The 14,736-nt window shown below is 71.4% G+C and carries 16 protein-coding genes; 12 read left to right on the top strand and 4 right to left on the bottom strand.

Annotation, left to right across the window (positions count from 1 at the left end; all coding sequences use genetic code 11):
• The first annotated feature begins 135 nt into the window (after positions 1–135).
• The 3 genes from BXA11_RS15395 to BXA11_RS15385 are packed head-to-tail and all read left to right on the top strand — an operon-like array spanning position 136 to position 5,131.
• Positions 136–1,509: a family 2B encapsulin nanocompartment shell protein gene (locus BXA11_RS15395; protein ID WP_076435209.1), complete on the top strand. Its 1,374-nt coding sequence runs from the start codon at positions 136–138 to the stop codon at positions 1,507–1,509.
• Positions 1,509–3,803: a terpene synthase family protein gene (locus BXA11_RS15390; RefSeq protein ID WP_076435079.1), complete on the top strand. Its 2,295-nt coding sequence runs from the start codon at positions 1,509–1,511 to the stop codon at positions 3,801–3,803. Before BXA11_RS15395 ends, BXA11_RS15390 begins: the two co-directional genes overlap by 1 nt.
• Complete coding sequence (locus BXA11_RS15385) at positions 3,800–5,131, top strand: family 2B encapsulin nanocompartment shell protein (RefSeq protein WP_076435078.1); 1,332 nt, start codon at positions 3,800–3,802, stop codon at positions 5,129–5,131. The genes BXA11_RS15390 and BXA11_RS15385 overlap by 4 nt, the downstream gene beginning before the upstream one ends.
• 57 nt (positions 5,132–5,188) lie before the next feature.
• Here BXA11_RS15385 and BXA11_RS15380 read toward each other — a convergent pair whose 3' ends face one another.
• The gene (locus BXA11_RS15380; RefSeq protein WP_076435077.1) at positions 5,189–5,953 is read right to left on the bottom strand and encodes an SDR family NAD(P)-dependent oxidoreductase; all 765 of its coding nucleotides are present in this window, start codon (positions 5,951–5,953) and stop codon (positions 5,189–5,191) included.
• A gap of 53 nt (positions 5,954–6,006) precedes the next feature.
• On the opposite strand from BXA11_RS15380, the gene BXA11_RS15375 reads away from it, so the two are divergent.
• The 4 genes from BXA11_RS15375 (at position 6,007) to BXA11_RS15360 (ending at position 8,858) form a co-directional block, all read left to right on the top strand.
• Complete coding sequence (locus BXA11_RS15375; protein WP_076435076.1) at positions 6,007–6,351, top strand: ArsR/SmtB family transcription factor; 345 nt, start codon at positions 6,007–6,009, stop codon at positions 6,349–6,351.
• Between the two features lie 82 nt (positions 6,352–6,433).
• Positions 6,434–7,231, top strand: a complete 798-nt coding sequence (locus tag BXA11_RS15370) for an IclR family transcriptional regulator (RefSeq protein ID WP_159454783.1) — start codon at positions 6,434–6,436, stop codon at positions 7,229–7,231.
• A gap of 126 nt (positions 7,232–7,357) precedes the next feature.
• On the top strand, positions 7,358–7,909 hold the full coding sequence (locus BXA11_RS15365) for a hypothetical protein (protein ID WP_076435075.1): 552 nt from the start codon (positions 7,358–7,360) through the stop codon (positions 7,907–7,909).
• A 94-nt stretch (positions 7,910–8,003) separates the two neighbouring features.
• Entirely contained in the window at positions 8,004–8,858 is an 855-nt protein-coding gene (locus tag BXA11_RS15360; protein WP_076435074.1) for a sulfotransferase family protein, read from the top strand.
• Between the two features lie 7 nt (positions 8,859–8,865).
• Here BXA11_RS15360 and BXA11_RS15355 read toward each other — a convergent pair whose 3' ends face one another.
• Positions 8,866–9,063, bottom strand: coding sequence for a hypothetical protein (locus BXA11_RS15355; protein ID WP_030512484.1), 198 nt, complete (start codon positions 9,061–9,063; stop codon positions 8,866–8,868).
• 103 nt (positions 9,064–9,166) lie between these two features.
• Between BXA11_RS15355 and BXA11_RS15350 the strand changes: the two genes are divergently transcribed.
• The gene (locus BXA11_RS15350; protein WP_076435073.1) at positions 9,167–9,799 is read left to right on the top strand and encodes a LysE family translocator; all 633 of its coding nucleotides are present in this window, start codon (positions 9,167–9,169) and stop codon (positions 9,797–9,799) included.
• A gap of 28 nt (positions 9,800–9,827) precedes the next feature.
• Positions 9,828–10,895 (top strand): DUF6461 domain-containing protein, encoded by a 1,068-nt coding sequence (locus BXA11_RS15345; protein ID WP_076435072.1) that lies wholly within the window; start codon positions 9,828–9,830, stop codon positions 10,893–10,895.
• Here BXA11_RS15345 and BXA11_RS15340 read toward each other — a convergent pair.
• A complete protein-coding gene (locus tag BXA11_RS15340) occupies positions 10,892–12,271 on the bottom strand; it encodes a condensation domain-containing protein (RefSeq protein ID WP_076435071.1) in 1,380 nt (459 codons plus the stop codon). The two genes, BXA11_RS15345 and BXA11_RS15340, sit on opposite strands and share 4 nt — an antisense overlap.
• A gap of 249 nt (positions 12,272–12,520) precedes the next feature.
• Positions 12,521–12,790, bottom strand: coding sequence for a DUF6191 domain-containing protein (locus BXA11_RS15335; protein ID WP_076435070.1), 270 nt, complete (start codon positions 12,788–12,790; stop codon positions 12,521–12,523).
• Positions 12,791–12,916: 126 nt separating this feature from the next.
• On the opposite strand from BXA11_RS15335, the gene BXA11_RS15330 reads away from it, so the two are divergent.
• The 3 genes from BXA11_RS15330 to BXA11_RS15320 all read left to right on the top strand — a co-directional run bounded on the left by BXA11_RS15330 (position 12,917) and on the right by BXA11_RS15320 (position 14,725).
• The gene (locus BXA11_RS15330) at positions 12,917–13,831 is read left to right on the top strand and encodes a DNA-3-methyladenine glycosylase family protein (protein ID WP_076435069.1); all 915 of its coding nucleotides are present in this window, start codon (positions 12,917–12,919) and stop codon (positions 13,829–13,831) included.
• 130 nt (positions 13,832–13,961) lie between these two features.
• Entirely contained in the window at positions 13,962–14,402 is a 441-nt protein-coding gene (locus BXA11_RS15325; RefSeq protein ID WP_083744256.1) for a cupin domain-containing protein, read from the top strand.
• Entirely contained in the window at positions 14,399–14,725 is a 327-nt protein-coding gene (locus BXA11_RS15320) for a cupin domain-containing protein (RefSeq protein WP_076435068.1), read from the top strand. Before BXA11_RS15325 ends, BXA11_RS15320 begins: the two co-directional genes overlap by 4 nt.
• Positions 14,726–14,736: the final 11 nt, after the last annotated feature.

The following is a 14,736-nucleotide window of genomic DNA, read 5'->3' as shown; positions in this document are numbered from 1 at the left end:
GTGGCCCTGCCCGGGCCGGCAGGACCCTGATCTCTGCTCCCCCCTCCGCCGCTCGGCGACGAGCGTGTCCAGTCACCGAACAACCGGCCGCCGTGCCGATCACAGATGGGGTGATGTGCTGTGACCGAAAACACCATGCCGACCGACAACCGGTTGAGCCTCAGCACCAGGGCCGCGCGCAACCTGGCCACCACGACCAAGACGCCGCCGCAGATGCAGGAGATCACCTCCCGGCATCTGCTGCGCGTGCTGCCCTGGGTCGAGGCGGTGGGCGGCGCCTACCGGGTCAACCGGCGGCTGACCTACCAGATGGCCGACGGGCGGGTGACGTTCGTCTCGACCGGGGCGGACGTGCGGGTCATCTCCGCCGAGTTGTGCGAGCTTCCTGCCCTGCACGGCTTCGGCGACGCCGACGTGCTCGCCGCCATGGCCGACCTGTTCATCCAGCGGGAGTACGAGGCCGGCCAGGTCATCGCGCGGGCCGGCACCCCGATGGACGAGGTCGTGCTCCTCGCCCACGGCAAGGTGGACAGGCTCGGCGAGGGGGCGTACGGCAACGAGACGCGCCTCGGGGTGCTGGCCGACGGCGAGTACGTCGGCGAGCAGATGCTGGTGAACGCGGACGCGCGGTGGGAGTGGACGGTCAAGACCGTGACGCCGTGCACCGTGCTCGCGCTCGGCCGGGAGGAGTTCGAACGGCTGCTCACCCTGTCGGACGGCCTGCGTGAGCACGTGCAGGCCTACCGGGAGGACCCGGACCGGCCGGTGAACCGGTATGGGGAGGCGGAGATCGCTCTGGCGGCGGGGCATGTGGGTGAGGCGACGCTGCCGGGGACGTTCGTGGACTACGAGCTGGGGCCGCGTGAGTACGAGCTGAGTGTGGCGCAGACGATTTTGCGGGTGCACTCGCGGGTGGCGGATCTGTACAACGAGCCGATGAACCAGACCGAGCAGCAGTTGCGGCTGACGATCGAGGCGTTGCGGGAGCGTCAGGAGCACGAGCTGGTCAACAACCGCGACTTCGGCCTGCTGCACAACGCCGACCTCAAGCACCGCATCCACACCCGTTCCGGCCCGCCCACCCCCGACGACCTCGACGAGCTGCTCGCCACGGTCTGGAAGAACCCGAACGTCATGTTCGCCCACCCCAAGGCGATCGCGGCCTTCGCCCGCCAGTGCAACGCCCGGGGCATCTACCCGCAGACGGTGGAGTTCAACGGCCAGAAGGCGCCGGCCTGGCGCGGGGTGCCGATGCTGCCGTGCAGCAAGATCCCGGTCAACGACAAGGGCATCAGCTCGATCATGGTCATGCGCCTGGGGGAGAAGGACCAGGGCGTGGTCGGCCTGCGCCGCACCGGGCTGGTGGACGAGTACGAGCCGGGCCTGTCGGTGCGCTTCATGGGCGTCGACGACAAGGCGATCATCTCCTACCTGGTCACCACCTACTACTCGGCGGCCGTCCTGGTCCCCGACGCCCTCGCCATCCTGGAGAGCGTCGAGGTCCTCTGATGTCCTCCTACCGGCTGCCGGACTTCTACCTCCCGTATCCGCCCCGGCTGAACCCGCATGTGGAGACCGCCCGGGCGCACACGCGGGGGTGGGCGGCGGACATGGGAATGCTCGACGACCCGGACATCTGGAGCGAGGAGTCGCTCGAAGCGATGGACTACGGCCTGATGTGCGCCTACACCCATCCCGACTGCTCCGCCCCCGAACTGGACCTGGTCACGGACTGGTACGTGTGGGTCTTCTACTTCGACGACCACTTCCTGGAGACGTTCAAACGCAGCAGGGACCTGGACGGCGCCCAGGACTACCTGGACCGGCTCGACGCGTTCATGACGGACGACCCGCCCGAGCCGGCCAACCCCGTGGAGCGGGGCCTGGCCGACCTGTGGCCCCGGACCGTGCCCGCCATGTCGCAGGCGTGGCGGCGCCGGTTCGTCCGGGTCACCCGCGACCTGCTGCAGGAGTCGATGTGGGAGCTGTTCCACATCGAGCGCGAGGCCGTCTCCAACCCGATCGAGTACATCGAGGAACGCAGGAAGGTGGGCGGCGCCCCGTGGTCGGCCGCGCTGGTGGAGCACGCCGCCGGCGCGGAGCTGCCGGCCCGGCTGGCGGACTCCCGGCCGATCCGGGTGCTGACGGAGTCGTTCGCCGACGCCGTGCACTTGCGCAACGACCTGTTCTCCTACGAGCGCGAGGTGCTGCAGGAGGGTGAGCTGTCCAACTGCGTCCTGGTCTGCGAGCGTTTCTTCGGCTGCGAGACCGCTCGGGCCGTGGAGATCACCAACGACCTGCTCACCTCCCGGCTGCACCAGTTCGAGCACGCCGCGCTGACCGAGCTGCCGGCCCTGTTCGCCGACGAAGGGGTCCTGCCGCCCGAGCAGGCGCTGGTCCTGAGCTACGTCAAGGGACTGCAGGACTGGCAGGCGGGAGGACACGCCTGGCACACCGCCTCCAGCCGATACACCAAGACGGCAGGAGGAAGCGGGTTCCTCGGGATGAACGTGGCCCGCGCCCACGTCACGGGCGCGGGCGGCCTGCGCAACCACACCCACCGGCCCTTCTCGGAGGCGGCGGTGCGGCTGCCGGAGCCGTACATGCCGTTCGAGGTGCGCGACAACCCGCACCTGGACGCGGCGCGCGCGGCGGACGTCGAATGGTGTGCCGCGATGGGCTTCTTCGACGGGGTCCCCGGCATTCCGGCGACCGCCGTGTGGAGCGAGCCGCAACTCGTCGGCTTCGACCTCGCCCTGTGCGCGTCCGGCATCGACCCGGACGCCACGGCCGACGAACTGGTCCTGGCCACCAACTGGCTGGCCTGGGGGACGTACGGCGACGACTACTACCCCCGGGTCTACGGGGCGGCGCGCGACCTGGTGGGCGCGAAGCTCGGCAACCGGCGGCTCAAGGAGTTCATGCCGCTGGACCTCGTCCCGCGCCTGGCCCCGATGACGGGGCTGGAACGCGGGCTGGCCGACCTGTGGCCGCGCACCGCAGGGCCGCTGCCCGAGGGCTCCCGCAGGGCCTTCCGCGTCGCCGTCGAGGAGATGATCGACAGCTGGGTGTGGGAGCTGGCCAACCAGGCCCAGCACCGCGTGCCCGATCCGGTCGACTACATCGAGATGCGGCGCAGGACGTTCGGCTCGCAGATGACGATGAGCCTGGCCAGGCTGGCGCCGGGCCGGGTCATCCCCGCCGAGATCCACCGGACCCGCGAGTTCCTCGGCATGACCGACGCCGCGCAGGACTACGCGTGCCTGCTGAACGACCTGTTCTCCTACCGGAAGGAGGTCCAGTTCGAGGGGGAGCTGCACAACGCCGTCGTGGTGCTCGGCACCTTCCTCGACCGCGCGCCCGACGAGGCGGTGACCGTGGTGGACGCGCTGATGACCAGCCGGATGAGACAGTTCGAGCACATCACCACCGTCGACCTGCCCGCCCTGCTCGACCGCATCGAGGCGGGGGAGACCGTGCGGGAGTCGGTCGGGGGGTACGTGTCCGACCTGCGCAACTGGATGGCGGCGATCCTGCGCTGGCACCGGCGGTCCCGGCGCTACTTCGAGGAGGAGCTGCGCAGGGGGCCGGCGGCCCGGTGGTCCCAGGGCCCGACGGGCCTCGGCACGGCCACCGCACGCATCCTCTCCCTGGCGCCGCCGGCACACAGGGCGCCGCCGGCGCTCACGGCGTCGTCGGATCACAGGGCGCCGGCGCTCGCGGCGTCGTCCGTGACGGCGCCCGCTCTCACGCGGTCTGACCTCGCGGCGCCGGCCCACCCGCTTCCGGCGGGGGCGCCATGACCGCGTCGCGCCTGACCCTGAGCACGGCCGCCGCGCGCAACCTGGCGACCACCACCAAGACGCCGCCGCAGATGCGGGAGATCACCCCCCGGCACCTGCTGCGGGTGCTCCCGTGGACCGAGGTCCAGGGCGGCGTCTACCGGGTCAACCGCCGGCTCACCTGCACGGTGGGGGACGGGCGGGTGAGCTTCGTCTCCACCGGGGCGCGGGTGCGGGTCATCCCGGCCGAGCTGGGCGAACTGCCGTCCCTGCACGGCTACGGCGACCTCGACATCCTCGGGGCACTGGCGGACCGGTTCGTCCAGCACGACCTGGGCCCGGGCGAGCCGGTGCCGCCGGGACAGGTCGTGCTCGTCGCCCACGGCAAGATCGCACGCGTCGGCCCCGGACCGTACGGCGGCGAGGCCCTGCTCCAGGTCCTGGCCGACGGCGACCACCTGGGAGACCTCATCGGCGCGGCGGCCGCGCCCGCCAGGGCCCTCACCTCCTGCATCCTCCTCGTCCTCGACCGGTCGGCGCTGGACAACCTGACCGCGCTCTCGGGCGGCCTGCGCGAACATCTCGCCCGTCCTCCCGCCGCACGGCCGGTGAACCGGTATGGGGAGGCGGAGATCGCTCTGGCGGCGGGGCATGTGGGCGAGGCGACGCTGCCGGGGACGTTCGTGGACTACGAGCTGGGGCCGCGTGAGTACGAGCTGAGTGTGGCGCAGACGATTTTGCGGGTGCACTCGCGGGTGGCGGATCTGTACAACGAGCCGATGAACCAGACCGAGCAGCAGTTGCGGCTGACGATCGAGGCGTTGCGGGAGCGTCAGGAGCACGAGCTGGTCAACAACCGCGACTTCGGCCTGCTGCACAACGCCGACCTCAAGCACCGCATCCACACCCGTTCCGGCCCGCCCACCCCCGACGACCTCGACGAGCTGCTCGCCCGCCGGCGCAGCTCGCACTACTTCCTCGCCCATCCCCGGGCCATCGCCGCCTTCGGACGGCAGTGCACCCGGCGCGGGCTGTATCCGGACGTCACCGAGGTGAACGGGGCGACGGTCATGGCGTGGCGCGGGGTGCCGATCCTGCCCTGCGACAAGATCCCGATCAGCGAGGGCGGGCTCAGCTCGATCATGGTGATGCGCACCGGGGCGGACAAACAGGGGGTCGTCGGCCTGCGCCGCACCGGGCTGACGGACGAGTACGAGCCCGGCCTGTCGGTGCGCTTCATGGGCGTCGACGACAAGGCGATCATCTCCTACCTGGTCACCACCTACTACTCGGCGGCCGTCCTGGTTCCCGACGCTCTCGGCGTGCTGGAGAGCGTCGAGGTGAACTGAGAAACGCTTGCGGCCGGGGCGCTCCCCGAGAGCCCCGGCCGCAGGCGGCCCCTCGGATCAGGCCAGCTCAAGACCGCCGTCCAGGGTGAGGACCTGGCCGGTGAGCCAGGTCGCGGCCGGATCGGCGAGGTGGAGGATCCACTCGGCAACCTCTCCGGGCTCACCACGCCTGCCGAGGGGGATGCGGCGGGCCTCGTCCTGCTTGGTCTGCTCGACGACGGCCGCGGGAAGACCGGCGGCGGTGAGTGCCTCACTCTCGGTCGGTCCGGGGGCCAGGGCGTTGACCCGGATGCCGTCTCCGGCGAGCTCCAGCGCCCAACTGCGGGTGAGCTGCTCGATCGCGGCTTTCGACGCGGCGTAATGCGCCGCGCCGGGCAGCGGGCGGTGGCCGTAGGTGCTCGAGATGTTGACGATCGACCCGCGTGTTTCGCGCAGGTGGGGCAACACGGCCCGGGCGAGCAGGCTGGGCGCGGTGACGTTGAGGTCGAACAGGTCGGTGACGCGCGCCGCCGTCGTCTCGGCCAGCGGCATGACCGCGGTCGCGCCGGCGTTGTTGACCAGCACGTCCACCCGGCCCCAGCGGCCGGCGGCCGTACGCGCGATCGTCTCGGGCGCATCCGCGGCGCGCAGGTCCGCGGCGAGCACGGCGATGCCCGGATGCTGCCGGGCGGTCTCCTCGAGGGCGTGTGCGCGGCGGCCCACCCCGAGGACCCGCGCTCCCGCAAGGGCGAAGGCGAGGGCGGCGGCGCGTCCGATGCCCGAGCCCGCACCGGTGACGACGACGACCTGGCCGGCGAAGCGGCCGTCAGCGTGTCCAGTCAACGCGACTCCAGTGTTCGATGTTCGATGAACAACGAACAAGCTACCATTGGCCCATGAAGCAGGCGCACCACCCCGAACTGGACGAGATCTCGCTCACCGCGGTCATGGCGGCGCTGAGCGATCCGATCCGGGTTGGCCTGGTCCTGCTGCTGGCCGACGGGCGGGAGCGTGGATGGGGGGAGCTGCGGGCCCCCGTCGCCAAGTCGACGCTCAGCCATCACCTGCGGGTCCTGCGCGACGCCGGGATCACGCGCACCCGTCAGGAGGGCACCCGCTGCTTCGTCGTGCTCCGCCGCGACGACCTGGAGACCCGCTTCCCCGGCCTGCTCGCCCCCGTGCTGGCCGCGGCCGAATGCGACGGGGTCGGCCGCCAGGTCGAGCTGGCGGCCTCGGCGTAGCAACCGCGTTCTCCCCTCATGCGCGGCGCGGCGCGGCTAAGGTGACCGCTGGCCGATCAAGATGTGCTTCGAGCGTCGCGGGGTGGGGTTGTTCGTACCGTTGGATCGCGCCCGCCGAGCGGAGGCGGCCTCCGCCCTGGGCAGCCTGGAACGCGGGATGGAGATCCTCCTGTGCCTGGCCGCCGGCATGCGGCCGATGAACCTTACCCAGGTGCACAGGTCCACCGGGTTCTCCAAGACCACCACTCATCGCCTGCTCGGGACCCTGCAGCGGCGGGGCCTGGTCACGCGTACGGGCGGCGACTACACGGTCGGCGGACGCCTCGCCGACCTCGTGGCGCCGCGCGGCTGGGCGGTCCAGGGCCGTCGCCTGCCCGGCTCACGCAGGGCGGTCCTGCCGCATCTGCTCCAGCTCTACGAGGTGACCCGGCAGACGGTCAACCTGGCCGTGCCGGACGGGTCCGAGGTCGCGTACGTCGAGCGGTTGTACGGGCACAACCGGGTGAAGTCGCCGTCGGACGGCGTCGACCGGGCGCCGCTGCACTGCACGGCCACGGGCAAGGTGCTGCTCGCCTACGACGCCGGTCTGCGCGCCGCGTTCCTCGCCGCTCCGGCCCCGCGCCGGATGACCGGCCGTACGGTGACCGCGCCGGTCGCGCTGGAACGCGAGCTCGCGGCCGTCCGCGGCGAGGGCGTGGGGTACGCGCGGGAGGAGTTCGCCGAGGGGGTGTGCTGCGTCGCCGCGCCCGTCTTCGGCCCGGACGGCGGGGTGTGCATGGCCGTCGCGGTCGCCGCGCCGGTGGGGGCGGCGGCGCTGCCGCGCCTGGGCGCGGCCGTGCGCAGAACCGCCCACCAGATCACCGGCGCCCTCCTCCTGTGATCCCCGCTTGCGGGATTGGGGCCGCAGGGCTCGGGGAAGGCTCGATCGAGCCGAGCGGCGGGACCTGGGCCGCTCCGGCCGCCGGCGCCGCGGACCGGCGTAGCCGTCGTGGTCTCGGGGAGAGTCATGCGTCGAGAACCGTACGCGTCCCGCCTGATCGGCCGGGCCGGTCTCGTCGCTGTGTCGGTGACCGTGCTGCTCACGGCGTGCGGGACGCAGGAGCCGCAGACGCGGCCGGGACCTGCGGCCGCGGGCGGCCCGGTGTCCACCACGATCCCCGCGGACACGGATTCCACGGCCACGGTTTCCACAGCGCCCTCGCCCAGCCCCTCGGTCGTCGCGGCCTCGGACCACCCGGACGCGTGCCGGAACGCCGACTGCGAGGTGGCGGTCCGCCAGGGAGACCGGTTGCGGCTCGACCGGAAGACCGGCCTCGACGCGATCACGATCGCCTCACTCGACCAGGGCGTGTTGCGGCTGCGCTTCGAGGCGGGCGCGGGCGCCTTCCACGTCGAGGGCATGAACACCGGCGTCAGCCAGAGCTGCGTCAACGGCCGCTGCCGGACGGAGGGCGGGCTGACGCTGGCGATGGGACGGCCCGGCAGGATCGGCGACATCCTCCTGCGGCTCGCGAGCGTGGCGCCCGACCACGCGGTGCTGGTCCTGTCGCCGGCGTGACCGTGACCGGCGCGCCCGGCTCGGCTGTCCCGACTTCGGAAATCCCCAGCCTCCGTTAACCGCGAGGCCACCACGCCTCCCTACGGTCGCGGCCATGGCATGGAAGAGCAGGGTCAACGCCGCCGTCGAAGGGATGACCGGTTACGTCATCACGCGAGCCCGGCCACGGGCCGTACCCGCCGCGGAGCCGAGAGACGAGCCACGCCCGCCCGCGGATCCGGCCGCCGACCGCCTGCTGCGCGCACCCGTCTTCGTGCTCTCACCGGTCAGGTCCGGCTCGACGCTCCTGCGCGTGCTGCTGAACAGCCACAGCAGGATCCACGCGCCGCACGAACTGCACGTCCGGCGGATCGCCGTGACCCTCACCACCGATCCCGTACGGCAGGCCATGGAGGCGGCCGGCCACCGTACGAGCGACATCGAGCACATCCTGTGGGACCGCCTGCTGCACCGGGAGCTGGTCCGGAGCGGCAAGCAGGTCCTGGTGGACAAGACGCCCAGCAACGTCTTCGCCTACCGCCGCATCACGACGTGCTGGCCGGATGCCCGGTTCGTCTTCCTCCTGCGCCACCCCGCCTCGATCGCCAGATCGTGGCACGAGGCGGATCCGCGGGCGCGGCCGATGGACGAGGCCGTACGGCACACGTTGCAGTACATGCGCCACCTGGAGGAGGCCAGGCGGCGTCACGACGGCATCGATGTCCGCTACGAGCGGCTCGTCGACGACACCGAAGGCGAGCTGCGGCGACTGTGCGCCTGGCTCGGCGTGGAGTACGAGCCCGGGATGGTCCGGTACGGCGACAAGGACCACGGCGACTTCGTGAAGGGCATCGGCGACTGGCGCGACAAGATCCGGAGCGGGCGGGTCCAGCCGGGCCGTCCGCTGCCCGCCCCGGAGGAGGTGCCGGAGGCCCTGCGAGAGATCGCGGCCGCCTGGCGCTACCTGTGATTCCCGATCACCAGTGGAACCAGTGAATGCGACGGCAACTGCTGCACACGAAGCAGGTGGCGTCGCGATTGGCCCAGTCGAGATTCATGAACGTCATGCCCGTCGTCTGGAGTTTCCACCGGCGCACCTCGAACAACTCGTTCTCGCACGTGTCGCATTTCAGATTGCGGCCGTTGGGGAGCGCGACCGGCTGCGGTTCGTCCATGCCTTTCATGCTATGTCGCACATTGTAGGTTTCTCTGGCGATGCGATTGGGTGTCGTTGTTCCGGGAGCTCGACCGGATGAAACGGCCGTTACGGTGGCCGTTGTGGATGTCTATGGTGCGATCGCCTCGTTCGCCGCGATCGTGGCGCTGCTCACGCTGACGCCCGGTCTGGATACGGCTCTGATCCTGCGTACGTCGTTGCTCGCCGGCCGGAGGCCGGCCTGGGCCGTCGTGCTCGGCATTCAGCTCGGCACTCTGCTGTGGGGCCTGCTCACGGCAGCCGGCCTGTCGGCTCTCCTCACCGCCTCTCAGGTGGCGTACGAGGTGGTGCGGTGGGCCGGTGTGGCGTACCTGATCTGGATGGGCGGCAGGATGCTCTGGCACAGCCGTACGAGCGGGGCCGACGACGCGGCGCCGCCCGATCCGGCGGACGCCGGGTGGGGACGGGCGTTCCGGCGGGGCCTGCTGACCAACCTGCTCAACCCCAAGGTGGGTGCCTTCTACGTCGCGGTGCTGCCCCAGTTCATGCCGCAGGGGGTGTCGCACGCGGTGATGGGCGTGCTGCTGGCGGGCGTCCACGTCTGCGAGGGGCTGGTGTGGAGCGCCGTGCTCATCGGGTTCACCGGCATCCTGCGCGGCTGGCTGCGCAGGCCGCCGGTCAAGCGCGCCCTGGACCGGCTCACCGGCCTCATCGTCATCGGCTTCGGTCTGCGCCTGGCGATCCAGCAGTCCTGACCGCCCACCTCGAATCGAAAGGGCGCCGATGACAGTCGACGAAGCGCGTGCGCACTACCTGCGGTTCCTCGAATCCCATCAGTGGCTCGCGAACGCGCTGACCTGGACTGTCGTGCACCCCTGGGCTGAAGCGCCGCCACCGGTCGACCTGATCGCGTCGAGACTGACCGGCGGGGGCAGCGCCGAAATTGTCGAGCTGCGGATACGGGAAACGGATCTCTATCCCATGGAGGTTGTCTTCGCCGGCGCTTCGGGGCCGTCGATGATGCTTCTCGAAGCAAACGGGGCGTACACGAGCGGCCCGGAGGTCATACGCAGGCTCAGCGAGAACGCTCGCGTATGGTCGTTGTCCTGGCATGTCAACGGTGGGGAACGGCTGACCTATGCGGCCGGTGGCGAGATCCTCGCGGAGGTTCCCGGGCTGTATCCCACGCTGCTGACCGGATCGCGCCCCGAGGCCGTCGCCGACGCGATCGGCCCTCTTCTGGACACGGTCGTGAGCCGTCGGTATCCGGTGACTAATCAGGCGGAGGCATGGGCGCACAAAACGGCCGCCATGGCCGTCATGGAGTCGTCCACCGGCGCCCGCATGAACGCTGAGTGGGCCGACGACATGCGGCAGGCGATCCTCATCGACCCTCCGCTCAGCGCGCCGTTCGAAGGGCTCGGGTTCGGACATGCGGAGCCGGACCTCGACGCCCGGCTGCGACACGCCCCCGAGTTCGCCCGGCGGGCGGTCCTGCTCCTGCTGACCCGGCACCTCACCGGACGGTTCGGACTGGACGATCCGTCGATCGCGGCCGCGCTCGACGCAGTCGCCGGTGGCGGACCGCTCGGGGAGGAACTGCGGTGGGATCTGCTGGAGACGCAGCTGCGGCTGCATGACGGCTGGATGCCCGTCATCCCCGAAGCGGACGCCCCCGACCGTGCCGAGAGGCTGCGCGCGGCGGCCATGGTCGCGGTCAGGCTCGCGCTGCTCGACGCCGCTGAGCGGGCGGAGAATTTCCAGGCCCTCACCTGTGCCCGGTCGGTCCTAGCGGGCGAATGGCCGTGCCTCCGGTCGGCTGTGGAGGAACTGCTGCCAGGTGAGACCTAGCCCGGGGTCCCGGCGTACGGGCCGACGCCGCACACTTCGGGGACGGAGGCGATCGGGACGTCCTCGGTGAGGGCGCGGACCAGCAGGGCCTCGACGCCGCGCAGCATCGCCTCGGCGGTGTCCTGGGGCAGGTAGGCGGTGTCCACGATGAGGCTGAGCTTCCCGGTGTCGGGGGCCGAGACGACGGTGAAGAACGCCTTGAACCGGACACCCGGCCAGGCGTTCGTCACGTACGTGCCGGTCCTCTCGGTGAGGCGGGCCACGTCCTCGTCGCGGTCGACGGGAGGCAGGCCCGGCCAGGTGCCGACGGTCCGCCTGTCGTTGAAGAACGCGTCGAGGTCGGGCTCCCGGCCGCGGCGGCGGCCGATCTCCTCGCGCATGGCCTGCATCTCGAACGGGTCGTAGTGCGCGTTGCGGTACGCCCTGAGCGCCCCGCGCTGCGCGGCCCGGCAGGCGGCGGCGAAGTCCGTGGCGGGAAGGTCGAGCACGAACAGGCCGTCCTGTTCCACGGTGCCGACCATCGCGCGGGTACGCGCGTCGCGGCGGTTGCTGTGCACGAGCTGCATGACCGCGCGCGGGCGGCCGCTCACGACGGCCAGCACGGTGGCGCAGGCGGCGAGCAGCACGCTGGTCGTGCTCATCGTCCAGCGCTCCGCCAGCCGCTGCGCCGCGACGGCGAGCGCCACCGACTCCATGCCGACCTCGATGAACCGCGGGTCGTCCGCGTCATGCGGCGGATGGTCGAACACGTCCAGCGGTCCGTCCGCCAGCACGGAGTGCCAGTAGCGGACGGACTTGGCCGAGCGGGCGGGGTACGGCTCCTCGCGCTCCGCGGCGGCCTGGTCCATCGGCTGCCACTCGGCCGGCTGCAGCTTCTCTCCGCGCAGCAGTGCCTTCCACTCCTCCGACAGCGTGTTGAGCGCCTGGAAGTCCACCGCCAGATGGGAGAAGGCGAGCGCCAGCGCCATCGGGCGGTCGTTCTTGACGACGACGGCGCCGCGCAGCGGCAGGTCGCGGTCGTGCGCGAAGGGCGTCCGGCCCAGCTCGCCCGCGACCCGCTCGGCGACCCGCAGCGCCGGGTCCTGTCCCGCGTCCACCAGGTCCACGGTCAGCTCGCCGCCGCGGCCGACCCGCTGCACGGGCCCTTCCGGAGTGAGGGCGAAGGTCGTCCGCAGGCTCTCGTGGCGTTCGAGCAGCACGCGCAGCGCCTCCAGGACGCTGCCGAGATCACGTCTGCCGTACACCGGGAGCACCCAGGGGCAGCTCAGGAAGGTCTGGCTGTCGCCCATCAGGTGCACTGCGCGCCACATCAGTCGCTGTCCCCAGGTCAGCGGCGCCTGGCCCTCCCGCGTGCCGCTGAACGCCACCGTCACCATGAGCCCGTCATCCCTTGGGAGGCCGGCTCGTCGGCGAGGCCGATCTCCCCACTGTCACCGAAAAGTTTCGACACGATGCTCGCTCCATGATCGGCACGGGAATGCCAGTTGGTCCGGTTTTGGTCACACCGGAAGGCCGCCGTGCAACGGAAGAATAGGCAACGAGGGTGGAAGGGCGACAGTGAAAGTCGGAAGTCTTCCGCCGAAAGCTTTCGACAAGCTCTGGCACAGCGTGCTCCGAAGCTGCGGCTACCTCTTGTCCGGCACGACGATCGTGATCTTGTTGCGGGCGGTGTCGATGCGGTTGGCGGGTGGCGCGCCGTCGGTCTCGTCGTCGCGGAGCATCGTCTCGCTCTGCCGCTGCTCCAGTTGCGCCCGCTTGCTGGAGAGGAAGGCCGCCGCGAACTCGTCGAATCCGGTGGCCGAGATGGACCGGCCGGACTTGCGGACCTTGGCCGCCCATCGCCACAGGCGTTCGAGCAGGGCTAGAAGAATCAGCGCGCACGCCAGCATCTCCATGATCCCGACCGTACCTCCCGTCCGCTCCGGTGTTCCTCGTTCTCGAGGATCCGGTCTGGCCCAGGGGGGCCGGGCAAGGCCGCAGGAAGAGATCGTTTGTCGGCCGGGCCTCGTACGATGTGGCCTATGACCAGGCACGGTTTCACACTCACGGCGGAAGGCCCGTTCGACTTCGGCGCCACACTGAGCTTCGTCGAGGACTGGCCGGCCACCAGCGGGCTGCCCTCCGACGGGCGGGCGCTGCGCTTCGCCTACTGCGCGGAGTCCGACTGGCTGCCGATCGGCGTGACCGTGACCGCCGCGCCCGAGGGGGTCGCCGTCGCCACGACGCGGGCCGCCGGGCCGCGGATCCGGGCCGAGGTGGCCCGCATCCTTTCCCTCGACGTGGACGGCTCCGGTTTCGCCGCGGTGGGCGAGGCCGATCCGGTGCTCGGCGACCTGCAGGGCAAGAGTCCCGGCCTGCGCCCGCTCTGCTTCTGGAGCCCCTGGGAGGCGGCGTGCTGGGCGGTGATTGTGCAGCGTACGTCGATGCTCGTCGCCGCCCGGCTCAAACAGCGCATCGCGGAGCGGTACGGCGCGAAGGTCGTCGTGGACGGGGAGACCTACACCGCCTTTCCTCCGCCCATGACGCTGCTGCAGGCCGGCGGTCTCGGCCTGCCCGCGCAGAAGGAGGAGTGGCTGCGCGGGCTGGCCCAGGCGGCGCTCGACGGCGTGCTCACCACCGAGCACCTGCGCGCGCTCGACCCCCAGGAGGCGCTGGCGGAGCTCCGTGCCCTGCCCGGCGTGGGGCCGTTCTCCGCCGGCCTGATCCTGATCCGCGGCGCGGGCGCGCCGGACGCGTTCCCGGGCGACGAGCCACGCCTGTTCGCGATCCTGCGCGAGGCGTACGGCCTGCCGGAGGACGCTCCGCCTGCCGCGTACCGGAAGGTGGCCGACGTCTGGCGGCCCTACCGCTCCTGGGCCTCCTTCCTCTTCCGCGCCTCCGGCTACGGACTCGTGACCGACGACCGGGCGCCGGGCCGGCCGGCGCGAGGCCGCTGAATTCTCCGCACGCGGCATCGGAAAAGACGATGAAAGGGCCGGGCGCCCTCCGTCACGCATCGGGACGCTGTCTTGTCTGAGCTGGTGTACGGCCGGATCGAGCCGGCCACCGTCTCGCGAAGGAAGCCCGATGAGCACAGAGCACGCTCACGTCCACCACCTTGAGAACCCCAGCAAGAGCGGGCCGCCGCCGAAGATCGACGTGGTCGGCACCGTGCCGGGGGCCCCGCCCGCGCCGGAGGGGGCCGAGGCGATGACGATCCTGGTCACGCTGGCGCCGGACAGCCCTGGTGCGCCGCCTCACCGGCACTCCGGGCCCGCGTACGGGTTCGTGGTCAAGGGAGCCATCGACTTCGAGCTCGAAGGCGAGCCCGCGCGGGTCGTCCGGGCCGGTGAGACGTTCTGGGAGCCCGGCGGGGACGTGATCCACTACCAGGACGGCAACCACCTCGCCGACGAGGAGTCGGTGTTCGTGGTGACGATGTTCTGCGCGCCCGGCCAGCCGATGTTGACCGTGGTCGGCCCGGAGGAGCTGGAAGCCCGGCGAGACCGTCGGGCGCCGCGGTCATGACCCGGGTTTCGCTGACCGCACTCGCCCGTGACCTGCTCGCACTCGCCCGGGAGGCGGACACCGGTCGCAGTGCCACCACCGTGCACGGCGGGCACGACCGTTCGCTGCGGCAGACCGTGATGGCCTTGCGACAGGGCGAGCACATCCACGAACACGAGCATCCCGGCGAGGTCACGGTGCACGTGCTGTACGGCCGTGTGCGGCTCGTCGCCGGGCGCGACTCGTGGGACGGGCGGCCCGGCGATCTGCTGGCCATGCCCGAACGCCGCCACCGCGTGGAGGCCGTACAGGATTGCGCGTTCCTGTTCACCACCGCGCGGTGAGAACGAGGCGC

Origin of the sequence: Microbispora rosea, assembly GCF_900156315.1 — a bacterium.
In the GTDB taxonomy this organism is placed as follows: Bacteria; Actinomycetota; Actinomycetes; order Streptosporangiales; family Streptosporangiaceae; genus Microbispora; species Microbispora rosea.
This window is presented reverse-complemented; position numbering and strand designations above follow the sequence as displayed.